The sequence below is a fragment of the Kitasatospora sp. NBC_01300 genome (genome assembly GCF_041435235.1).
In the GTDB taxonomy this organism is placed as follows: domain Bacteria; phylum Actinomycetota; class Actinomycetes; order Streptomycetales; family Streptomycetaceae; genus Kitasatospora.
Window position 1 is genome coordinate 1,713,201 of the sequence record NZ_CP108408.1, and the last position, 20,498, is coordinate 1,733,698.

At 73.8% G+C, this 20,498-nt stretch carries 21 protein-coding genes; 11 read left to right on the plus strand and 10 right to left on the minus strand.

What is annotated here, in order from left to right; all coding sequences use genetic code 11:
* Positions 1-92 precede the first annotated feature (92 nt).
* Positions 93-431, plus strand: coding sequence for a hypothetical protein (locus OG556_RS07535; protein WP_371516427.1), 339 nt, complete (start codon positions 93-95; stop codon positions 429-431).
* A gap of 76 nt (positions 432-507) precedes the next feature.
* On the opposite strand, the gene OG556_RS07540 is transcribed toward OG556_RS07535, so the two are convergent.
* Positions 508-669, minus strand: coding sequence for a hypothetical protein (locus tag OG556_RS07540; RefSeq protein ID WP_371516428.1), 162 nt, complete (start codon positions 667-669; stop codon positions 508-510).
* Positions 659-1,120, minus strand: a complete 462-nt coding sequence (locus OG556_RS07545) for an ATP-binding protein (protein WP_371516429.1) — start codon at positions 1,118-1,120, stop codon at positions 659-661. Before OG556_RS07545 ends, OG556_RS07540 begins: the two co-directional genes overlap by 11 nt.
* Here OG556_RS07545 and OG556_RS07550 point away from each other — a divergent pair.
* The 3 genes from OG556_RS07550 to OG556_RS07560 all read left to right on the plus strand — a co-directional run bounded on the left by OG556_RS07550 (position 1,119) and on the right by OG556_RS07560 (position 2,606).
* Complete coding sequence (locus OG556_RS07550) at positions 1,119-2,123, plus strand: Scr1 family TA system antitoxin-like transcriptional regulator (RefSeq protein ID WP_371516430.1); 1,005 nt, start codon at positions 1,119-1,121, stop codon at positions 2,121-2,123. The genes OG556_RS07545 and OG556_RS07550 overlap by 2 nt on opposite strands.
* A 2-nt stretch (positions 2,124-2,125) precedes the next feature.
* Positions 2,126-2,311 carry a DUF397 domain-containing protein gene (locus OG556_RS07555; RefSeq protein ID WP_371516431.1) on the plus strand — a complete coding sequence of 62 codons (186 nt, stop codon included), beginning with the start codon at positions 2,126-2,128 and terminating at the stop codon, positions 2,309-2,311.
* Positions 2,312-2,372: 61 nt separating this feature from the next.
* The gene (locus OG556_RS07560; RefSeq protein WP_371516432.1) at positions 2,373-2,606 is read left to right on the plus strand and encodes a DUF397 domain-containing protein; all 234 of its coding nucleotides are present in this window, start codon (positions 2,373-2,375) and stop codon (positions 2,604-2,606) included.
* A 115-nt stretch (positions 2,607-2,721) separates the two neighbouring features.
* Here the strand turns inward: OG556_RS07560 and OG556_RS07565 are convergent, their stop codons facing one another.
* Positions 2,722-4,425, minus strand: a complete 1,704-nt coding sequence (locus OG556_RS07565; protein WP_371516433.1) for a HEAT repeat domain-containing protein — start codon at positions 4,423-4,425, stop codon at positions 2,722-2,724.
* Between the two features lie 93 nt (positions 4,426-4,518).
* Positions 4,519-5,577, minus strand: a complete 1,059-nt coding sequence (locus OG556_RS07570; protein ID WP_371516434.1) for an alpha/beta hydrolase family protein — start codon at positions 5,575-5,577, stop codon at positions 4,519-4,521.
* A 369-nt stretch (positions 5,578-5,946) separates the two neighbouring features.
* On the opposite strand from OG556_RS07570, the gene OG556_RS07575 reads away from it, so the two are divergent.
* Complete coding sequence (locus OG556_RS07575) at positions 5,947-6,756, plus strand: class I SAM-dependent methyltransferase (RefSeq protein WP_371516435.1); 810 nt, start codon at positions 5,947-5,949, stop codon at positions 6,754-6,756.
* Here the strand turns inward: OG556_RS07575 and OG556_RS07580 are convergent.
* From OG556_RS07580 to def, 3 genes are all read right to left on the minus strand, one after another.
* Entirely contained in the window at positions 6,753-9,161 is a 2,409-nt protein-coding gene (locus tag OG556_RS07580; protein WP_371516436.1) for an SAM-dependent methyltransferase, read from the minus strand. The two genes, OG556_RS07575 and OG556_RS07580, sit on opposite strands and share 4 nt — an antisense overlap.
* A 53-nt stretch (positions 9,162-9,214) precedes the next feature.
* Positions 9,215-9,463, minus strand: a complete 249-nt coding sequence (locus tag OG556_RS07585; protein ID WP_371516437.1) for a hypothetical protein — start codon at positions 9,461-9,463, stop codon at positions 9,215-9,217.
* Between the two features lie 254 nt (positions 9,464-9,717).
* Positions 9,718-10,314: a peptide deformylase gene (def, locus tag OG556_RS07590; RefSeq protein WP_371516438.1), complete on the minus strand. Its 597-nt coding sequence runs from the start codon at positions 10,312-10,314 to the stop codon at positions 9,718-9,720.
* A gap of 83 nt (positions 10,315-10,397) precedes the next feature.
* Between def and OG556_RS07595 the strand changes: the two genes are divergently transcribed.
* From OG556_RS07595 to OG556_RS07605, 3 genes are all read left to right on the plus strand, one after another.
* The gene (locus OG556_RS07595; RefSeq protein ID WP_371516439.1) at positions 10,398-10,970 is read left to right on the plus strand and encodes a winged helix-turn-helix domain-containing protein; all 573 of its coding nucleotides are present in this window, start codon (positions 10,398-10,400) and stop codon (positions 10,968-10,970) included.
* A gap of 181 nt (positions 10,971-11,151) precedes the next feature.
* Positions 11,152-11,943, plus strand: a complete 792-nt coding sequence (locus OG556_RS07600; RefSeq protein WP_371516440.1) for an aminoglycoside N(3)-acetyltransferase — start codon at positions 11,152-11,154, stop codon at positions 11,941-11,943.
* A 321-nt stretch (positions 11,944-12,264) separates the two neighbouring features.
* Entirely contained in the window at positions 12,265-13,176 is a 912-nt protein-coding gene (locus OG556_RS07605) for an LLM class flavin-dependent oxidoreductase (RefSeq protein ID WP_371516441.1), read from the plus strand.
* An 82-nt stretch (positions 13,177-13,258) separates the two neighbouring features.
* Here the strand turns inward: OG556_RS07605 and hemC are convergent, their stop codons facing one another.
* The 3 genes from hemC to OG556_RS07620 form a co-directional block, all read right to left on the minus strand.
* Positions 13,259-14,194: a hydroxymethylbilane synthase gene (gene hemC, locus OG556_RS07610; RefSeq protein ID WP_363584007.1), complete on the minus strand. Its 936-nt coding sequence runs from the start codon at positions 14,192-14,194 to the stop codon at positions 13,259-13,261.
* 136 nt (positions 14,195-14,330) lie between these two features.
* Positions 14,331-16,640 (minus strand): ABC transporter permease, encoded by a 2,310-nt coding sequence (locus OG556_RS07615; RefSeq protein ID WP_371516442.1) that lies wholly within the window; start codon positions 16,638-16,640, stop codon positions 14,331-14,333.
* Positions 16,637-17,362 carry an ABC transporter ATP-binding protein gene (locus OG556_RS07620; RefSeq protein WP_371516443.1) on the minus strand — a complete coding sequence of 242 codons (726 nt, stop codon included), beginning with the start codon at positions 17,360-17,362 and terminating at the stop codon, positions 16,637-16,639. Before OG556_RS07620 ends, OG556_RS07615 begins: the two co-directional genes overlap by 4 nt.
* A gap of 138 nt (positions 17,363-17,500) precedes the next feature.
* On the opposite strand from OG556_RS07620, the gene OG556_RS07625 reads away from it, so the two are divergent.
* The 3 genes from OG556_RS07625 (at position 17,501) to OG556_RS07635 (ending at position 20,493) form a co-directional block, all read left to right on the plus strand.
* The gene (locus OG556_RS07625) at positions 17,501-18,376 is read left to right on the plus strand and encodes a sensor histidine kinase (RefSeq protein WP_371516444.1); all 876 of its coding nucleotides are present in this window, start codon (positions 17,501-17,503) and stop codon (positions 18,374-18,376) included.
* Between the two features lie 11 nt (positions 18,377-18,387).
* Entirely contained in the window at positions 18,388-19,119 is a 732-nt protein-coding gene (locus OG556_RS07630) for a response regulator (protein ID WP_371522611.1), read from the plus strand.
* A gap of 126 nt (positions 19,120-19,245) precedes the next feature.
* The gene (locus OG556_RS07635; RefSeq protein ID WP_371516445.1) at positions 19,246-20,493 is read left to right on the plus strand and encodes a cytochrome P450; all 1,248 of its coding nucleotides are present in this window, start codon (positions 19,246-19,248) and stop codon (positions 20,491-20,493) included.
* Positions 20,494-20,498: the final 5 nt, after the last annotated feature.

Consider the following 20,498-nt stretch of genomic DNA (forward strand, 5'->3'; position numbering starts at 1 on the left):
CCGTTCATAGGCATATACCGTCCAGTGTTCATGTATCTGGCGCGGGCGGACGCCTGAGCAACCGTTCGGCGCCGGAACCCGTCATTTCACGGATGTCGGGGCACAACCCCGCCTCGCCTCAAGGACACCGGGAGCTGGCCTCGTTGCAGCGGAAGAAGCCGTACTGGCAGCCGTACTGGTGGCGGCTGATGTTCCGTTCGGACACCACGCCGGAGTGGGTGGCGATGGATCGCGGACCGCTCTCCCCGATCTCGAACCACGCGCTGAAGACGATGTCGATCGAGGCCTGGGCCGACGCCCTCCTGGAGGAGGCGCTCCATGAACTCGAAGACCTGCGCGGCGACCTGCGCGTCGAGTGCTACGAGGAGCCCGTCCTCACGGACGGCACTCCGCCGGTGTATTCGTGCCAGGGGCGGCTGCCGGGGAGGTGAGTCCGGGGCGGGTTCGGCGCGGGTTCGGCGCGGGTTCGGCGCGGGAAGTCGGTGGGGCCGACTTCCCATGCCGCAGTCAGCGGGCGGGGGTTGGGGTTGAGGTCGGACTCGGGTGGGGGTGGTGGTCGGGCGGGTGCTGGGCGGTGAGGGAGTAGATCCAGGCGAGGAGCGCGAGGAGGAGGGCGAACGGGAGGAGGGTGTAGGCGGTCGCGGTGCCCGGGGTCACGTCAGGACGCATCGAGGGCGGCGGGGAGGTCGAGTTCGGCCCAGACGGTCTTCGCGTTGGGGTGGCGGGGGATGCTGCCCCAGCGGTCGGCGAGGGCGTCGATGAGGGTGAGGCCGCGCCCGGACTGGGAGTTGGGGGCGAGGACGGCGGGCAGAGCCGGGAAGCGGTCGCCCCGGCAGTCCGAGATCTCGATGCGCAAGGTCGTGCCCCGGCGCACGGTGGTGGTGAGGCAGAGGTGAAGCTCGAAGCCGCGCCCCGGAACGCGGCCGTGGGTCGTCGCGTTGGCGGCGAGCTCCGCGACGATCAGGAGAGCCGAGTAGTACGGCTCGGTGTGGGACAAGTTCAGCCCCCAGGTGGTCAGTTGACGCCTGGCGATGCGCCGGCAGATCGCGGCGCCCTTGGGGGTGGCGGCGAGGGTGATGGTGTGGCGGCGGGGACTGTCGAGGGGGATGTCGGTCGTCATGGAAAAAATCGTGACGGCGCGGACGTACGCTGACCACGGATTCTGCGAGCACTCAGAGTGCCTGTGCGGATGCGGAGGGTTGGCCTGTCGGTCGGCCCAGATCAATCGGTCGAAAGGGTGGGTGATTGTCGTGGGTGGCGTCGAGCGCACGGTCTTCGATGACGGCGAGACGGCGGAGAACTCCGACGGGGTCGCGGAGTTCTATGCGGCGGTGGGCAAGCTGATCAGGCTCTTCCGGGAGCGGGCCGGGATGACGCAGCGTGAGCTGGCCGAAAGGCTCGGGTACAGCGAGGACCAGTTGGGAGCGGTCGAGCGCGGCAAGCGGACGCCGAGAATCGAGATCCTGACGAAGGCGGACGAAGTCCTCAACGCGGGTGGCGCGTTGAGGATCGTCGCCGACGACGTGATGAAGGCGAAGATCCGGATCAGCACGCGGCACCCTGCGTTCTCCAAGGCCTTCACGTACGAGGAGGGGCGGGCCGTCGAGATCAACAGCTACAGCCTCTTCGCGATCCCTGGCCTCCTTCAGACCGAGGCCCACGCCAGGGCGCTCTACGAGATGCGCCGACCGTGGCTCTCGGTGGAGCAGATCGACCAGTGGGTGGCCGCCAGGTTGGCGCGCCAGGAGATCCTGACCAAGTGGCCCTTGCCGGTCATGAGCTGGGTGCTGGACGAGAGCCTGCTGAGGCGACCCCTCGGCGGCTGGGACACGCACCAGGAACAGCTGCGTCACCTGCTCAAGGTGGCCGAGATCCGCGGTCTCGAACTCCAGGTCATGCCCCTCGACAGGGTTCAGAACGCGGGTATGGGAGGGCCGTTCACGCTGCTCACCCCGCCCGGGCGCCCGCAGATCGCGTACGTGGAGATCCAGCACGTTAATAGGCTGATCACGGACCCGGAGGAAGTCCGTAAGATGGCCGCACGGTACGGCACCCTCAGGGCGCAGGCGCTCGACATGAGGGAGTCCTTGGCCTTGATCGAGATGATCCTGGGAGAGCGGTGAGCATGGCCGAACTGTCGTGGTTCAAGAGCAGCTACAGCACCAACGAAGGCGCCGAGTGCGTAGAGGTCGCCGAGACGACCGACGTCATTCACGTGCGTGACTCCAAGGACAAGAGCGGCCCGCAGCTGGCGTTCGAGCCGGCCACGTGGCAGGCGTTCGTGGCGTTCGCCGCGACCGCTGAGGTCTGAGCAGTCCCCCCAACGGCCCACCGCTAGGCAGCGGTGGGCCGTTGGCGTACCGTCAGAAGGCATGGAACTCGCCTGGTTCAAGAGCAGCCGCAGCGGCAACGAAGGCGCCAACTGCGTCGAGGTCGCGTGGCGCAAGAGCAGCTACAGCAGCAACGAGGGTGGCGCATGCGTCGAGGTCGCCGAGACGACCGCCGCCGTCCACGTCCGTGACTCCAAGGACAAGGACGGCCCCCAGCTCACCTTCTCCCCCGCCGCCTGGCAAGCCTTCGTCGACTTCGCCCCAACCGCCGCCTGAGGGCCGCCAGGGCACACCGCTCGGGCCCGGCGGACCCGCTGCCGACCGAGCCGACGAACAGAAGGGGCCGCGCGGGAAGACATCCGCGGCCTCGTGGGCCCGGAACGAGTCGGCGTCATCCAGTAGGCCCGGAAGCAGTGGCAGTACCCTCCTGTGCGTCGCCCTCGATCGCCCGGAGCGCGGCGACCGCCGCGGGCGCCACATTGGAGTTCACGTCCGCGCCGAGTGCGGCCAGCTCACGGATCACCGGCAGTACGGGTGCCGCCGCCGGGCCGGACTGCCGCAACGCCGCCAGTGCCGAGCAGACGATCCCCCACCTCTCCCCCCGCACCGCCCGACCGAGTACCTCCTCGACCGCCCCGACCGCTGCCGTGCGCCCGAGGTGCCCCAGCGCGTGCAGCGTCGCGTTCACCTCCGTTTCGATCCACTGCTGGTCCAGGTCGAAGCCGAGCAGCCGCTCGACCAGCCTGGGCACCAACTGCCCTGCCGCACCCGGAAGCCACTTCGCGACCTGGACCGCCCGCCAGGCGTCGACCCCGTCGTCCAGCGCCACCACCAGACTCGGCAGCGCCCGCTCGTCACCGAGACGTGCCAACGCGAGGACGGCCTCCTGATGGGCCCGGCGCAGATGGCGCTGCGAGGAGGCCCACGCCTGTGGTCCGTACTGGGCGTACTGGGCGGCGACGAAGGCGGCCAGCACCGGGCGGGCCGGCTCGGGGACCGGATGGCAGCTGCCGAGGGCGGAGGCGGCCTCGGCGACGACCTCGGGGTACGGGTCCGCGAGTTGGGCGCCGATCAGCTCGACGAGCGGGCCATGGCCACCGCTCCCGGACCTGATGAGCTCCGAGCCCATCCGCAGGGCGTCCAGCCGGGTACCGGGGTCGGCGCTGCGCAGTTGTTCCGCCAGCAGCATCGTGCGCTCGGACACCCGCGCGCCCAGGACCTCGTGGAAGGTGCGCAGCAGCCCGGTGACCGGTGAGTGGACCGTTGCGTGCCGGTCGAGGTCCTCGAACGCGGCGATGACCTCGACCGGTGCGCTGCCCGGCTCGATCGTGGGTGCCGGTGCCGCCGGGGTGGGGGTGAGCCACCAGTCGCCGGTCGGGGCCGTCGGTTCGCGCAGCAGGGCGACCGCGGTGCGGGTCGCCTCCTGGGCGTCGAAGTCCGGTGTGCACCGGGCGTGCTGGATCAGGGCCGCCAGCCGGGTGGTCGGATCGAGCGCGGTGTCGTCGGCGAGGGAGGCGAGCCAGGCCGACGCGGCCGCCAGCACGTCCGGCCGGGGCAGAGCCAGCTCGGCCATCGCCTCGACCAGCAGCAGCCGTTCGACCACCCCCGGTGCTGCGGGAAGCCGTTCCCGCAGCACCGCGGCAGCGCGTTCCGCATCGTCGACCAACAGCCCGAGCGCGGGTATCGCCGCCTGCCGCACCAGCCGGTCGGAGTCCGTGGCGAACCCGATGAACGTCCCGGCCCGCTCCCGCATCAGCGCCGCGGCCTTGTAGTGGCCGGAGAAGTCCCAGCCGTTCTCCTCGGTCGCGCCGTACTCGAACGCCGCCCTGCCGATGCCGACCAGCAGTTCAACCGCCGCCGCCCGTACGGGCGCAGCGGCGTCGCCGGCCAGCTCGAAGAGGAACGGCACGCTTGCGGCCGTGCACTGGTAGACATCGCCCTGGTGGTGGACGGCGCCGTAGAACCTGTCGAGCGCCTTCCCGCGCTCCTCCTCGTCGGCGGAGGCGAGCGCGTGCAGCAGCCCGGGCACCTCCTCCGCGGTGCCGTAGGCGTGGTGCATCTGCGACCAGTCGATCTCGTGGAGCCCGTCGAACATGACGAGCATTCTGCCCGTCGCCACTGACATCCGGGGACGAGGGGGACGAGGGGGACGAGGCAGGGGGCGGGACCTGACCTCCGAAGACGGTCCCTAGCCGGCAGCTCCGTCCTTCGACATCGGGTGCGACCTGGTGAAGGCCACCTCGGGGAAGTCCCGGCTGGGTCCGTTGAGCAACGGCTCGCAGGTTCCCTTGAGTTGGCGTTCGAAGAAGGCGCCGACGTAGCCGGTGGTGATCGCGATCGACCGGGGGGCGTTCGGGATGGGCAGCACGCCGCTCCCGTCGACCAGGTAGTCCAGGTCGGTGAAGGTGTAGTGGTCGGCGCCGGCGACGGTGAGCCACCGCTTCCAGCCGTCCAGGTTCGGCCAACTGCTCTGCCAGGACGGCACGATGTCCGGGCCGCTCGGGTCCGCGGCCGCGATCAGCAGGACCGGGCGGCCGCCGATGCCGGTCGCGGGAACCGGTGGGGTGATGGCGCCGTCGAGGTCGACACCGGCCAGCACGCGTCGGTCCGCGCCCATGGCGGCCAGGGTCGCATCGCCCCCGACGGAGTGTCCGGCCATGCCGATCCTCGCCGGATCGATGAGCGTGGAGTACCGCCACGCCGGGCGCGGACCGGTGAGCTCGGTGAGCAGGAAGGACACGTCCCGGGCGCGGCCCGCGGCGATCTGTTCCTGGGTGGCGGCGCCGGAGTTGTACGCGTCGCACGCCGTGCAGGGCAGGATGCCGTCCGGAAAGCGGGTGGCCGCCGATTCGTGGGCGTGGTCGACGGTCGCCACCACGAACCCCCGGCTGCTCAGTTCCTCGGCCAGCGCGGTGAGCGTGTAGCGGGGCACCGTGAAACCGGGCGACAGCACGACGAGCGGGTAGCGGCCCCGCGCCGGTGCCGCGTCGGCCCGGGCCCAGGTACGGGTGTCGGCGAGACGGGCCGGTTCGAGGGCCCCCGACAGACCGGCGTAGGTGATCAGCGCCGACGCTTCGGCGGTGCTCATGTACGCCGCGGGCGTGCCGCTGTTGGTGCGGGCGGGGTAGTAGAGGTCGACCATCAACTGTCGCGGCCCCGACTGCGGTGCCCACGGATCGGCGCGCCGGTCGTCGACGAGGTGCAGGGTGTCACGACCGACCGCGTACGGCCCGGTCGGCCTCGGCAACGACAACGCACCCGCCGTCCGGGCCTTCGGCGCACCGGACGCCGTCAGCGGTGTCGCGGCCGGTGCCGCGACAGCTGGGGCCGACACGCTCAGGGGGATGATCGCCATGGCGGCGGCACAGCTCACCGCGTATCTGGTTGCCCGCCGGATTGTCGTCATGGCGGCGAGTCTTTCCGCCGGCGCGGGGGTGCGGCATCCGGGTGGGCCCCCGACAGGTCCCGGATTTCGACGTCGAACTTCCCTACTGGTCGTCATGACGTCGTCGTCGAGCTCGAATTGTCGAAGGCGGCCCGACCGCCGATGCGCGGACTGCGGCAGCCCGCGGTGAAGAGGGTGGCCGGACGGCGGCGGCGCGGCTAGCGTGACCGCATGGACCGAGATCAACACTCACTCCACGCCTCGTCGTTCGGCGCGGCGGCGGTCGCGTACGCCGAGCACCGCCCGGACTACGCGCAGGACGCGGTGCGTTGGGCGCTCGAACCCGCTCCCGGCCCGCGCGTGCTCGACCTCGGCGCCGGAACCGGCAAGCTGACCGGTGTGCTGACCGCACTGGGGGCCGAGGTCATCGCGGTCGAACCCGACCCGGCGATGCTGGCCGAGCTGCGGCGTTCGCTGCCGAAGGTCCGTGCCCTGGCGGGGAGCGCGGAGGCGCTTCCGCTGCCGGACGCCTCCGTCGACGCCGTGGTCGCCGGCAACGCCATGCACTGGTTCGACATGGCCGTCGCAGGGCCCGAGATCGCCCGGGTCCTCGCCCCCGGCGGCGTCCTGGCCGGGCTGTGGAACGTGCTGGACGACCAGGTCGCCTGGGTCGACGGGCTCGCGCAGGTCAGCGGGGCCGAGGCCATCGGCCCGCGTGACACGCCCGCCGCCTGGCGCGCCGAGACGACCGGCATGCACCTTCCGAAGACCGGCGCGGCCGCCCGGTTCGGCTCGCCGGAGCAGGAGCAGTTCCCGCACGGGCAGCTGCGCACCGCCGACTCCCTCGTCGCGACCCTCGCGACCCGCGCCGGCCTGCTCGTCATGCCGGAGCAGGAGCGGGAGGCCAGACTCGGCCGGATCCGCGCGTTCCTCGCGGACCGGCCGGAGACCGCCCGGGGCGAGTTCACGCTCCCGATGCTGACCGCCGTCCTGCGCGTCCGGCGGCTGGCGCCCGCCCCGGGGCTGGAGGCACGGGGCTAGAGGCCCGCCTCCCAGAGCGCGCGCCGCACCGTGTGCAGGGCGGTGGCGGACTGCTCCCAGCCGTGCCACCAGAACAGGCCGCCACCGTGGCTCGCCTCGGCGGCCAGCGCCGTCAGGTGCGCCCAGGGCCCGGCGGGGAGGCCGAACTGCGGGCGGGCGGCCAGGCGTTCGGCCGCTTCGGCGGCGACCGGCACCATACCGACCACCGGCAGCGACGGGCCGCCGGGCGCGTGGCCGGTGCCGGTGAGCATCGGGTGCAGGGTGATCGGGTCGAGCAGCAGGGTCAGTTCGGCGGACGGCAGCGGTGCGGGGCCGTCGCGCCAGCTGAGGCGCTTGCCGGTGAACTCCGCGTGGAGGACCGGCTGTCCGTCGAGGGCGACGCCGTCCGCGGCCACCCGTAGCTCCGCGCCGCGGCCGCCCGGCAGCTGCACCCGGTAGCAGCCGTACAGATACGGCGGCACGGCCGATGCCGCCACGGCCTGGGCGTAGGGGACGGCGACGCCGTCCACCTCGAAGCCCGCCGGGCCGACCACGACGGCGGCCGCGGTGGGCACGCCGTCGACCGTGACGCGGACCCGCAGCGCCGGGCCGTCCCCACCCGGACCGACGGAGACGACCAGTTCGCGCCCGGCCTCGTCCGCCGCCCGGTAGTCGCCGACCAGGTCGGCGAGCGGCGGCACGTCCGGCAGGGCGTACTCGGCGAGCTGCACCGAGAACTCCGCCGCCGCCACCCGCCCGGCGGGCCACACCGCGCCGACCAGCCGGCGCCGCCCGTCCCGGCCGACCTCGGTGCGCAGTTCGCCGCCGCAGTCGTTGCCGTCCTCGACCCGCCAGCGCAGCACGCCGTGGGCGTGGTGCGGGGCGGTGATCCGCCGGCCGTTGACGTGGATCCGGTGCCGGGGCGGGTCGGTGGCGCGGCCCAGGACGTAGACGTCGAGGTCGCCGTCCGGCGTGCCGTAGAGGCCCGTCCACGGGTACAGGGCCTCGGCGAGGACGGTGTCCAGGTCGCGCCGGATGCTGCTCCCGTCGGCCCCGAGCCCGTCGACCCCGAGCCCGCCGACCCCGTGCCCGCCGTCGCGCACCGACCGGAGCAGCGCGCGCGCCTCCGACTTGCGGGTGAGCAGGGTGCGCAGCCGCCGCGCCGCCTCCGGGGTCGGCCGCCGGTAGCGGCCCTTGGCGGCGGCCTGCATGGCGGAGTCCTCGCGGCGGGCCAGCAGGGCGCGTTCGGTGTCGGCGAGGTCCGGCGGCGCCCAGGACGCCACCGCCGCCTCGGGCTCCCGGACGAAGCGTTCGCGCAGGGCGCCGTCCTCCCCCAGGGCGAGGACGAAGCGGGCGGCGGGTGTGTCCTCCTGCCAGTGGTAGCCGCCGGGGACGTGGAAGTCCGCGAAGCCGTCGAGGGCGGCGAGTTCGCGCGGCCCGTAGTCGTCGATCGTCCGGACCGGGCCGGTGGGCGGCCGCACGGTCTCGCCGGCCCGGATCAGGCCCAGTCGCTCCAGCATCCGCGGGTCGGCCGGGGCGGCGACGGCCGGCGGGAGGTACCAGGTGGAGGCGCTGGTGACGGTCCGCTGCACGGCCCGGTCCCGGAGCCCGGCGACGGTGTGCCGGTCGGTGACGGGGGCGGTGCCCCGGTAGCGGGCGCCGATGTAGTTGACCACGGGGTGGTCCGGGCCGTAGACCTCCTCCAGCCGGTCGACCAGGACGGGCAGCCGGTGGTTGAAGAACCCGGTGCGCTGGTAGCCGAGTTCGCCGACCAGCCCGACCTGCCAGAGCACCAGGTGCAGGCCCGGGTCGATCCGCCGGCCGCGGATCAGCAGGTCCGAGGCCTCGAAGGTCTGCATGCCGGGGCTGCTCGGGTCCACGCCGAGGTCGGCGCACAGGACGTCCAGCGCGCTGATCCCCGGACGCATCACGGCCGCGTGGCCCTCGCGGCGGGCGATCCGGACGGCGCGGTGGCTGGAGAGGACGAACACGCCCGGGTGGCCGTAGAAGACCGCCGCCACCCGCCGCCCGGCCCGGACGAAGTGCAGGATCGCCTCGGACATCTGCACGTACGTCAGGTAGCGGTCCTTGGCGTCGTCGTAGAGGACGCCGAGATCGTAGGAGTCGGGCCGCCAGGCCTTGATCCGCACCACCGTCACCGGGTCGGCGACGCAGTGGAAGACGTGGTCCGCCTCGCGGAGCAGCCGCTCGTCGGCGCGGGTGAACCCGGCCGCCTCGATGCCGGAGCCGAGAACGGTCAACTCGCCCTTGGGCGTGGCCGGTTCGGCGGGCCCGCCGTCCTGCTCGGGGCGGCCCGGCCCGGGGGCGGCGGCGATGGCCCGAGCCAGCTCCGCCCAGCGGTCCTCGTGCTCGCGGCGGGTCGGGAAGCGGTCGAAGGGGCGGCCGTACGGGCGGTCCGGGTCCATCGGGCGGCGTCAGTCGGTGTCGGTGTCGGCGGCGGCGGTCGGTACCGGCGGCGTCAGGCGGCGTCGACGGCGAAGTCCGTCTGGACGACCTGCGGCGGGGGATCCATCAGGCCCGGGGCGTCGACCTCGAAGTCCATCTGGGTGATCTGCGGCGCGGGCTCCGTCAGGATCGGGCTGTCCAGGTCGAAGTCCGTCCGGCCGACCTGGCGGAAGGGCCGGTCCGCGGCGGTGCCGGGGTCCAGCGCGAGATCGGCGTCCACGTCGATGTCGACGACGTCGACGGCCAGGCTGCTTGCGGTCACGGTAGGCATTCGACAGTCACTCGTCCCCTCGGAGCCACGGGCGTTCGCGCGCTCATGCTACTGAACACCAGTTCACGCCGACAGCCCTGCGGGTACGGCTGCGGGCACGGCTGCGGGTGCGCCAGGCGGAACGGGAGCCGCGAAGGAACGCGCCCGCCCCGCCCGACACGTCGGCGCCGAATGCCGACAGTTCCCCGCTGTCCGGGTGCGCCGCCCCCGGACCGGCCCGCACCCGGGGCTCCGGTCGGGCGCGGTCAGCGGGCCGATGACCGGGCGGCGCGGGCGGCCCGCTGGGCCCTCTTGGCGAGGACGTCCTCCCGCCGGTCGGCGGTCTGACGCAGGACGCGCTTGCGGTCCCGGTCGGACAGCCGGTCGATGTACAGCTGCCCGTTCAGGTGGTCGGTCTCGTGCTGGAGGCAGCGGGCGAAGTAGCCGGTCCCCGCGACGGTGACGGCGGCGCCGTACTGGTCGAAGCCGTGCACCACCACCTCGGCCGGGCGGGCGAGTTCGGTGCCGGCACCGGGGACGGAGAGGCAGCCCTCGGTGTCCTCGATCAGGCGGCGGCCGGGCTCGCGGGGCTCGACGACCGGGTTGAGCACGTGGCCGACGTGCCGGACGCCCTGGTCGTCGCGGCAGTCGTAGACGAAGAGGCTCAGGTCCACGTCCACCTGGTTGGCCGCGAGCCCGCAGCCGTCGGCGACCTGCATGGTGGCGAACATGTCCTCGATGAGGCGGGCCAGCCGCTCGCTGCCGAAGTCCTCCCCGGTCGCCGGGCGGCAGGTGCGGCGGAGGATGTCCTCCCCCACCTCGGTGATCCGCAGGACGGTCGGGCGTTCACGCAGTTCGGACATCGGCGCTCCCTCGTCGACACCGTCGGCACGACGGCAAGGATGACGGCTTGTCATCGACTTTGCAAAGTAGCAGACTTTGCAAAGTGACCGAAGATGCCAGAGGCGCCGAAGACACCGAAGACCTCACCGCGCCGCCCGCCACCGGCGCCCTCCCCCAGCACCCCGTACGCACCGCGCTCCTCGGCCTCCTCGCCGAGAAGGCCGCCCTCACCTCCACCGAGGCCGCCGCCGCCACCGGGTACAGCTCCGGCCTGTGCTCCTTCCACCTGCGGCAGCTGGCCCGCCACGGCCTCATCGAGGAGGCCCCCGCCACCGACGGCCGCGCCCGCCCCTGGCAGCTCCCGCAGCAGCCCCACCGACCCCACCAGCACGCCGCAGCCGACGAGTTCGGGGAACTCGCGCGCGGCCTGGAGGACGAGAGCTACCGGCGCTGGCTCGCCCACCGCGACACGGCCCCGGCCGACTGGCGCCAGGACGAGGCGTTCAGCGCCGTCCTCTACCTGACCCCCGCCGAACTGGCCGCCGTCGGCGAGGCCGTCCGCCAGGTGCTGGCCCGCTACCGCGACCGCGAGGCCGACCCGGCCGACCGGCCGGCCGGCGCCCGCCCGGTCGCCGCCGTGGCCCGCCTCTTCCCGCTCCTCCCGGACGGGCGCTGACGGGCAGGGCCGCCTGCACCACATACAGACGGAGCAGGAAGTCGGCCGGACCGACTTCCTGCTCCGCGACCGTCAGCCACCACAGGGAGTTCAAGATCAGGCCAGATGGAGAGGCGGGCCGTGTTCAGCGCGAGGAAAAACCCGCTGGCGCACCGGCCCCACCCACCTGCAAGCTGGCCCGATGCACGTCAACGGCCCCCTCTGCACCCGCCAGTCCCTCACCGCCGAGCTGCGTGCCGCCGGGGTCGAACCCGGCGGCACGCTGCTCGTGCACTCCTCGCTGCGCTCCCTCGGCTGGGTCTCCGGCGGGCCGGTCACCGTCGTCCAGGCCCTGCTCGACGCCCTCGGGCCGACCGGCACCCTCGTCGTCCCCACCCACACCGGCGACAACTCCGACCCTGCCGGTTGGTCCAACCCGCCGGTGCCGGAGGCCTGGTGGCCCGACATCCGGGCGTCCTGGCCCGCGTACGACCCGCAGGTGAGCCCCACCCTGGGCATGGGCGCCATCCCCGAGACCGTCCGGACCTGGCCCGGCGCCCGGCGCAGCGCCCACCCGCAGACCTCCTTCGCCGCCCTCGGCCCGGGCGCCGCCGAGACCACCGACGGGCACGCCCTCGACTGCCTGCTCGGCGAGTCCAGCCCGCTCGCCCGGCTGGAGGACCGCGACGCCCAGGTCCTGCTGCTGGGCGTCGACTTCGGCTCCTGCACCTGCTTCCACCTCGCCGAATACCGCGTCCCGGGCCCGAGCGAGGACATCTCCTTCGCCGCCCTCACCCCCGAGGGCCGGCAACGGCTCACCGTCCGCGACCGGGCCGTCTGCGCCGACGACTTCGCCGAACTCGGCACCGCCTTCGAGGCCGACCGCCCCGAGGCCGTCCGCCACGCCACGGTCGGCGCCGCCACCACCCGCCTCTTCCGCCTCCGCGACGCCGTCGCCTACGCGCAGCACTGGCTGCCCGAGCACCGGGCGTAGCGGCCCACCCACCCGGAAGCAAAACGGGTGAAGCGTCTCCAGCACCCGCATCCGTCTCCGGCGCCGTATCCGTCTCCGGCGCGCCACCTGGAAACTTGATGAATCGCCAGTTGTCCGGGGATTCGCGGGCATCATTCCAGGCACGGACGCGAGGGGAACGGCGTTGGACCCAGGGAACACCTCGCGCCACCGTCGCCGCACTCCGACGAGCACGCTCCCCGGAACGACGAGCCGCAGGACGGGGAGCAGGGCCGTGCACCGCGCGCGGGCCCGCGGAGGAGCGGCGCCCGTATGCGGCCTGCCCTCCGGAGGATGATCCCCATGCAGCCCGACCCTCAGCCCACCTCCCAGCCCGCCCCGCAAACCGCCCCGCAGGCCGTCAAGATCGGCCTCGGTCTGCCCCTCCAGGACCCCGTCCTGCTGTTCGAGTGGGCCCGGCGGGCCGACGCCGGCCCGTTCAGCACGCTCGGCCTGGCGGACCGGGTGGTGTTCGACAACCCCGAACCGCTGGTGACGCTGGCCGCCCTGGCCGGCGCCACGTCCCGCGTCCGCCTCCAGACCGAGGTGCTGCTCGCGCCGCACCACGTCCCCGCGCTGCTCGCCAAGCAGACCGCCACCCTGGACCTGCTCTCCGGCGGGCGGTTCACGCTCGGCCTCGGCGTCGGCGGCCGGGAGGACGACTTCCTGGCCGCCGGCATCGACCCGCGCCGCCGGGGCCGGCTCCTGGACGAGCGGATGGCGGTGCTGCGCCGCCTCTGGGCCGGTGAGCCGTTCGGCGAGGGGGTCGGCCCGGTCGGGCCCGCGCCGGCGACGCCGGGCGGCCCCGAGGTGCTGTTCGGCGGCTTCGCCCCGGCCGCGCTGGACCGGGTCGGCCGGTTCGGGGACGGCTTCCTCGGCGCGGGGGTGCCGCCGGAGGTGATGGCCGGGCTGTTCCAGGACGTCGAGAAGTCCTGGCAGCGGCACGGCCGCGACGGTCGGCCCCGGCTGGTCGCCCAGGCGAACGCCGTCCTCGGCTCGGCGGAGACGGTCGAGCAGGCCCGGCGCAACATCCGCGCGTACTACGAGTCCAGCGGCCGCGCCGACCGGATGGAGGAGGGCCTGCTCACCACACCGGAGGCGGTCCGGGCCGCCGTGGCCGGCTTCACGGCCATCGGCGCGGACGAGGTGATGCTGTACTGCTGGTCCCCCGAGGTGGACCAGGTGGACCGCTTCGCCGAACTGCTGTTCCGGTAGCGGTCGGTCACAGAGCCGGAGATCAGTTCGGGATGCTGGAAATCAGTGCGGGATACCGGAGATCAGTTCGGTATGCCGGGGATCAGTGCGGGATGCCCGCGATCAGCTCCTGTGCACCCTGCCGCTTGAGTGCCAGCGCCGTGGAGGTGCCGAGGTCCTCGGGGCTGAGCGCGCCGGCCCACTCGTGGGCGTCCAGCACCTGCTTGCCGTCCGGGCTGAAGACCCGGCCGCGCATCGAGAGCCGGCCGTCCGGTTCGGCCTTGGCGTAACCGGCGATCGGGCTGTTGCAGTGGCCCTGGAGGACGTGCAGGAACATCCGCTCGGCCGCCGCCTCGCGCCAGGTGTCGCGGTGGCCGAGCGCGGCGACCGCGTCGACGGTGACGACGTCGTCCTCGCGGCACTGCAGGACGAGGATGCCGGCGCCGATCGGCGGGCACATCGCGTCGAGGTCCAGGATCTCGGTGATCCGCGCCTGCTCGCCGATCCGCTCCAGCCCGGAGACGGCGAGCAGCAGCGCGTCGGCCTCCCCGGCGGCCAGCTTGGCCAGCCGGCTGTTGGCGTTGCCGCGGATCGGCACGCACACCAGGTGCGGGTGGGAGGCGGCGAGTTGGGCGACCCGGCGGACGGAGGAGGTGCCGATCCGGGTGCCGGGCGGCAGTTCGGCGAGGGTCAGGCCGCCGGGGTGGACGAGGGCGTCGCGGATGTCGTCGCGGCGCAGGTAGGCGGCGAAGACGGTGCCGGCGGGCAGCGGGCGGTCGGCGGGCACGTCCTTGAGGCAGTGCACGGCGACGTCGGCCTCCCCGGCGAGCAGCGCGGCGTCGACCTCCTTGGTGAACGCGCCCTTGCCGCCGAGCCGGGCGAGGTCGCCCATCCAGCGGTCGCCGGAGGTGGTGACCGGCACCACCTCGGTGCGCAGGCCCGGGTACAGGGCGGCGAGTTCGGCGCGGACCCGCTCGACCTGGGCGAGCGCCATGGGCGAGGAGCGGGAGACGATGCGGATCAGCTCAGCGGTGGCCATGGCGCGATGATAGGCGCTCGAACGCCGGGCCTTGACCCGGCGTCAGCCGTGCGGCCGAAGGCCCGCCGGACGGCACTCGGACAACACCCGAACGGCCGGGCGACGAACCGCCCGGCCGTCCGCGCGCCGCCCCCGCTCACTCGTTGTGCAGCACCTCGGCGATCGGCAGCCGGGCCGCCGAGCGGGCCGGGACGAGGGCGCCGAGGACGGCGATCGCGACGCCCGCCAGCGCGAGCCCGGCCAGCAGCGGGGCGCCCCAGACGTCGATCATGTGCTCCGGGAAGGCCAGGATCCGGACGTTCTCGGCGATCAGCCGGTGCACCACGATCCCGACCGGGATGCCGATGACGCCGCTGAGCGCGCCCTGCCAGGCCACCGAGGTGACCGTCATCGCGACGACCTGGCGGGGCGTCATGCCGATGGACTTCAGCATGCCGATGTCCCGGCGGCGCTCGCGGATGGTGAGCAGCAGGGTGTTGAAGACGCCCAGCGAGGCGACCACCGACAGCAGGACGGTGAAGACCGTGCTGAAGGTCTGGATCGCGACGACGGGCCCCGCCGAACTCTCCGCGACCACCGAGGGCGTCAGGCTCGGGTCGGCGTCGGTGACCGCCTTCCGGTAGGCGGCGGCGTCGGCGCCGTCGGCGAGCCGCACGTCGTACTCGACCGTGTGCGGGTCGGGGGTGAGCGCGGCCCGGGTGGCGTCGTTGGAGGTGATCGCGTTCGCGTTGCCCTGGATCTCCTCGCCGACGATGGTGACGGCCCGCTGTCGTCCCTCCAGGGTCAGGGTGATCCGGTCGCCGAGCCTGAGCCCGCGCTGGTCGAGGAAGGCCGGCCCGGCCTGGACCTCGTCCGGCCCGGTCGCCGGGCGGCCCTTGACCACCCGCAGCCACCTGGTGCCGGCGATGTCGTCGCCGCCGTAGAAGTCCATGAAGACGGGCTGGGTGTGGCCGACCACGCCCACCCGGACCAGCCCCCGGGTGACGACCTGCGCGGCCCCGGGGGTGGCGCGCAGCATCGCCTCGGTCTGGGCCGGGGTCAGCCGCGGCTCGACCGTGTTGCCCTGGAAGTGGCCGGTCTGCACGTTGACGTGGGTCTTGTCGTCGGCCGGGGCCATGCTCCTGGCCAGGGTGCTGCTCAGGCCGGTGGTGACCGTCACGGTGACCACGCCGAGCACGATCGCCGCCATGGTCAGCGCCGTCCGGCCCGGGCGGGCGAAGGGCTGGCCGAGGCCGAGGCTGACGGCGCGCGGCAGCCGGGTGCCGCTCAGCCGGCGCTGGACCTTCAGCCCGCGCCCGGTGCGCGGGGCGCTGCCGGCCGAGATCGCCTGGGCGGCGGAGAGCCGGTGGGCGCGCGAGGCCGGGACGAACGCGGCGGCGACGACCAGCAGCGGGACGCCGACCAGGGTGGCGGCGGGCAGCCAGCCGGCCGGCTCGATCACGGCGGTGCCGGTCGAGATGCCGCTGAAGGCGGTCTCCAGGATCGGGTACGCCCCCGCCCAGCCGGCCGCCGTCCCGAGGACCGTGCCGACGACCGCGGGCACCGAGACCATGGTCAGGTAGACCGTGACCACCTGGCGCGGGGTGAAGCCGATCGACTTCAGCACGCCGATGTGCCGGTAGCCTGAGACCACCGCGCCGCTCACCACGTTGCCGACGATCAGCGCCGCGACGACCAGGCCGAGCACACCGAAGACCGTCATCACCGGCAGGTAGGCGTCGGCGCCGGCGGAGAAGGCCTGCTTGAGCACCAGGTACGACTGCGCGCTGGCGAGCGCGCCCTCGGGCAGTCCCTCGGTGGCCGCGCCGAGGGAGGCCGTCAGCCGCTGCTCGGTGTCCGCGTCGGCGAAGCGGTAGAGCATCTGACGGCCGGTGGGGTGCAGGGCGGCCGCCTGCTCGGGGACGACCCAGCCGCCGGCGGACTGGCTCATGCCACTGGCGAAGCCGACGATGGTGAGCTTCAGCCCGGTGGCGGTGGTGAGCGAGGTGCCGAGGAACATCGTCGCGGCGCCGCCGCCCGGCTGCTGGATGACCACCTCGCCGGGCGCCGTGGCCCAGCGGCCGCCCAGCAGCTGCACCCGGTCCACCGGCCCGGCCGGATCGGCCCGGCCGACCAGGGTCAGCGGGCCCGGCGGGCGGCCGACCCAGTCGGTGGGGATCTCCACCACGGCCTGGTCGAACGGCCCGGCGGCCGCCTCCACGCCCGGCCGGTGGGCGGTGGCGGCCAGTTGCTCCGCCGAGACCCTGGCCGGGTCGAAGGCCGCGACGACGTGCGCGCCGCGCTCGGCGTCGAAGGCGTCGTCGAAGGGGGCCCGGGCGGCGCTGATCACCGCGAGGGCGAGCAGCACGGTCGTGGTGGAGCAGAAGACGACCAGGCCGATCACGAAGGTCTGCACCCGGCGGCGCTTCACGGCCGCCCGGGACGCCCGCCACACGGCGCCGGTCATGCGGACGCCTCCAGGGTCCGCTCGCGCGCCACCTTGCCGTCCGCGACCTCGACCAGGCGGCTGGCGCAGCGGGTGGCCAGGTTGGGGTCGTGGGTGACGATCAGCAGGGTCTGGCCGATCTGGTTGAGGTCGATCAGCAGGTCCATCACCTGCTCGCCGGAGCGGCTGTCCAGTGCGCCGGTCGGCTCGTCGGCGAGCAGCAGCGCCGGGCGGTTCATCAGGGCCCGGGCCACCGCGACCCGCTGGCGCTCGCCGCCGCTGAGGGCGGCCGGGTAGGTGTCCTTGCGGTGCGCGACGCCGAGTTCGTCCAGCAGTTCCAGGGCGCGGCGGCGTGCCTGGCGGGCCGTGGTGCCGGTCAGCTGGGCGGCCAGGGCGACGTTGTCGAGGGCGGGCAGGTCGTCGATCAGGTTGAAGAACTGGAAGATCATGCCGATGTGGCGGCGGCGGAACAGGGCCAGCCCGGTCTCGTTCAGCTGCCCGAGGTCCTGGCCGTGCACCCGGACGGTGCCGGAGGTCGGCCGGTCCAGCCCGGCGACCATGTTCAGCAGGGTGGACTTGCCGCACCCGGAGGGGCCCATCACGGCGACCGCCTCGCCCGCCCGGATCCGCAGGTCGACGCCGTCGAGCGCCTTGGCGTCGCCGAACTCCTTGTGGACCCCGGACAGCTCGACGACGGTCTGCGCGTCGTCCGGCGGGGTGGTCCCGTCGTGGTCGTTGCTCATGGTGGACGACGGTAGGCGCGGGCCCCCGGGCCGGGCGTCCCACCCGGGGTGTAGCCGGGGCGGCCGTAGTACCCGGGATGTACGCGGGCGGCACCCCCGGATGATGTCGATCATGGCCTGGACTGGGAAACTGGCGGCGTGTGGGGAACGGGGACGGACTGGGCCGCCGTAGCGGTGGCGAGTGCGGCGGTGGCGGGTACGGCGGTCGCGGCGGCGGGCTGGCTGGGCGTCGCGCTCGCCCGGGCGCGGCGGCTGCACCGGGCGGCCATCGGCGAGCGCGGCTGGCTGCTGGAACGGGAGCGGGAGAGCGCCGCCCGTACCGCCGTGGACGCCGAACGGGCGCGCATCGCGGCCGAGTTGCACGACATCGTCAGCCACAACGTGAGTCTGATGGTGGTCCAGGCCGGGGCCGCGCGCGAGGTGATCACCACCCTGCCCGGGGAGGCGGCGGCGGCGATGGGCGCCGTCGAGGCCGCCGGGCGCGACGCGATGACCGAGCTGCGGCACCTGCTCGGGCTGCTCGCCCCGGCCGCCGACGGCACCGAGGAGGAGACGGACGGGTTCGCGCCGCAGCCCAGCCTGAGCCGGCTCGGGCCGCTGATCGACCGGTTCGCCTTCGCCGGGCTGCCGGTGGAGGTGCGGATCTCGGGCGAGCCGAGACCGCTGCCCGGCGGCGTCGACGTGACGGCGTACCGGATCATCCAGGAGGCGCTGACCAACGCGCTCAAGCACGGGGACGGGGTGACGGCCGAGGTGACGGTGCGCTACGCGGACCACTACCTGCGGGTGGAGGTGCTCAACAGCGGGCCGAGCGTGCTGGCGGGCGCCCACACCGCGCCCGCGCGGCCCGCCGACGCCGGGCCCGCGCAGCCCGCCCGGCCGGCCGACGGCGCCGGGCGCGGGCTGCTCGGCCTGCGCGAGCGCGTCGCCGTGTACGGCGGCGACCTCGACGCCCGGCGCCGGCTCGGCGGCGGCTACCGGGTCCGCGCCCGCATCCCGCTGGACCGGCCGTGACCGGGGCCGGCGTGGAGCGGGGGCCGGAGCAGCAGCCGGAGCAGCAGCCGGAGCGGGAGCGCCGCCCCCGGGTGGTGATCGCCGACGACCAGGAGCTCGTCCGCACCGGCTTCCGGATGATCCTCACCGCGCGCGGCATCGACGTGGTCGCCGAGGCCGCCGACGGCGCCGAGGCGGTGGCGGCCGCCGTCGCGCACCGGCCGGACGTCGCGCTGCTGGACATCCGGATGCCCGGCATGGACGGCCTGGAGGCCGCCCGCCGGGTCCTCGCCCGGGCGCCCGGCTGCCGGGTGATCATGCTGACCACCTTCGACCTCGACCACTACGTCTACGCCGCCCTCGCCGCCGGGGCCAGCGGCTTCCTGCTCAAGGACGTCACCTCCGCCCATCTCGCCGCCGCCGTGCGCCTGGTGGACACCGGGGACGCCCTGCTCGCCCCCTCGATCACCCGGCGGCTGGTCGAACGCTTCGCGGCCGGCGCCCCGCGCCCCGCCCCCGGCGCCGACGGCCCGCCGCTGCACCGCAACCTCGCCCCGCTCACCCCGCGCGAGGCGGAGGTGCTGGCACTGCTCGGACGCGGGCTGTCCAACGCCGAGTTGGCGATGGAACTGACACTCAGCGAGTCGACGGTGAAGACGCACGTCGCCCGGATCTTCGCCAAGCTCGACCTGCGCGACCGGGCCCAGGCGGTCGTCCTCGCGTACGAGACCGGGCTGGTCTCGCCGGGAGGCGGCACCGAATGACGTCCGGTCAACTCCCTTAATTCGCATGACAATCATCTATCTAACTCGTTAGAGCTAACTCCCGGTCTGATTCACATTTTTGCCAGTTCATGGGGGAACATCTCTCTGTCCGCGCCCGAACCAGAAATGACCGTTCGGGCGGCATTTCCAAGACATCTGGACAGGCCCGTGACTACCTCCGCCCCCGTGTGGGACTGCCCCTTCAACCACACCGACGGCCTGGAGTTCGACCCGCTCCTCAAGCGGCTGCTCACCGAGGCCCCGATCGCCAGGATCCGACTGCCGCACGGCGAGGGCGAGGCCTGGCTGGCCACCCGCTACGAGGACGTCCGGATCGTCACCACCGACCGGCGGTTCAGCCGCGCCGCCGGCATCGGGCGCGACCTGCCCCGGATGACGCCCGCCGCGATCGCCCAGGCCGAGGCGATCAACCTGATGGACCCGCCGGCCCACAACCGGCTGCGCCGCCTCGTCGCCCAGGGCTTCACCAACCGCCAGGTCGAGCGGATGCGCCCCGCCACCCAGCGGATCGTCGACGGCTACCTCGACGAGATGGCCGAACACGGCTCCCCCGCCGACCTGGTGCACTTCCTCTCCAGCCGGCTCCCGCTCACCACCATCTGCGAGCTGCTGGACATCCCCGAGCAGGACCGCGCCGAACTGCGCGGCCACGCCGTCGCCATGATGACGATGGGCCCCGGCAGCCGGGCCGGCCAGGAAGCCGCCAAGGCCGCGCTGCGCGGCTACTTCACCGAGCTGACCGCCGCCCGCCGCGCCCACCCCGGCGAGGACCTGATCAGCTCCCTCGCCACCGCCCGCGACGGCGACGAACTGCTGGACGACCAGGAGCTGGCCGTCATGGCGATGGTCCTGCTGGTCACCGGCCACGACACCAGCACCTACCAGCTCAGCAACATCACCTACACCCTGCTCACCCACCCCGAACAGCTCGCCAAGCTGCGCGCCCAGCCCGAACTGCTGCCGCGCGGGCTGGAGGAGCTGCTGCGCTTCATCCCGTTCCGCCAGGGCGTCGGCATCGCCCGGGTCGCCACCGAGGACGTCGAGCTGGGCGGCGTGCTGATCCGGGCCGGCGAGGCCGTCCACATCTCCTACCTCACCGCCAACCGCGACCCGGCGATGTACGAGCGCCCCGACGAACTCGACCTCGACCGCGGCGCCCCCACCCACATGGCCTTCGGCCACGGCCAGCACCACTGCCTCGGCGCGCACCTGGCCCGGATGGAGCTCCAGGTCGCCATCGGCACCCTGCTGCGGCGCTTCCCCGGCCTGCGGCTCGCCGTCCCGCCGTCCGAACTCGACTGGCACACCGGGTCGATCTGGCGCTACCCCCGCACCCTGCCGCTCGCCTGGTGACCTCC

Bases quoted from the DNA above. Each gene is read 5' to 3' on its own strand.
- OG556_RS07540 (WP_371516428.1), bottom strand. From the start codon at position 669: ATGCGTCCTGACGTGACCCCGGGCACCGCGACCGCCTACACCCTCCTC.
- OG556_RS07580 (WP_371516436.1), bottom strand. From the start codon at position 9,161: ATGGACCCGGACCGCCCGTACGGCCGCCCCTTCGACCGCTTCCCGACC.
- OG556_RS07605 (WP_371516441.1), top strand. From the start codon at position 12,265: ATGCAGCCCGACCCTCAGCCCACCTCCCAGCCCGCCCCGCAAACCGCC.
- OG556_RS07545 (WP_371516429.1), bottom strand. From the start codon at position 1,120: ATGACGACCGACATCCCCCTCGACAGTCCCCGCCGCCACACCATCACC.
- OG556_RS07635 (WP_371516445.1), top strand. From the start codon at position 19,246: ATGACCGTTCGGGCGGCATTTCCAAGACATCTGGACAGGCCCGTGACT.
- def (WP_371516438.1), bottom strand. From the start codon at position 10,314: ATGTCCGAACTGCGTGAACGCCCGACCGTCCTGCGGATCACCGAGGTG.
- OG556_RS07600 (WP_371516440.1), top strand. From the start codon at position 11,152: ATGCACGTCAACGGCCCCCTCTGCACCCGCCAGTCCCTCACCGCCGAG.
- OG556_RS07575 (WP_371516435.1), top strand. From the start codon at position 5,947: ATGGACCGAGATCAACACTCACTCCACGCCTCGTCGTTCGGCGCGGCG.
- OG556_RS07560 (WP_371516432.1), top strand. From the start codon at position 2,373: ATGGAACTCGCCTGGTTCAAGAGCAGCCGCAGCGGCAACGAAGGCGCC.
- OG556_RS07615 (WP_371516442.1), bottom strand. From the start codon at position 16,640: ATGACCGGCGCCGTGTGGCGGGCGTCCCGGGCGGCCGTGAAGCGCCGC.
- OG556_RS07550 (WP_371516430.1), top strand. From the start codon at position 1,119: ATGGAAAAAATCGTGACGGCGCGGACGTACGCTGACCACGGATTCTGC.
- hemC (WP_363584007.1), bottom strand. From the start codon at position 14,194: ATGGCCACCGCTGAGCTGATCCGCATCGTCTCCCGCTCCTCGCCCATG.
- OG556_RS07535 (WP_371516427.1), top strand. From the start codon at position 93: ATGTCGGGGCACAACCCCGCCTCGCCTCAAGGACACCGGGAGCTGGCC.
- OG556_RS07620 (WP_371516443.1), bottom strand. From the start codon at position 17,362: ATGAGCAACGACCACGACGGGACCACCCCGCCGGACGACGCGCAGACC.
- OG556_RS07565 (WP_371516433.1), bottom strand. From the start codon at position 4,425: ATGTTCGACGGGCTCCACGAGATCGACTGGTCGCAGATGCACCACGCC.
- OG556_RS07555 (WP_371516431.1), top strand. From the start codon at position 2,126: ATGGCCGAACTGTCGTGGTTCAAGAGCAGCTACAGCACCAACGAAGGC.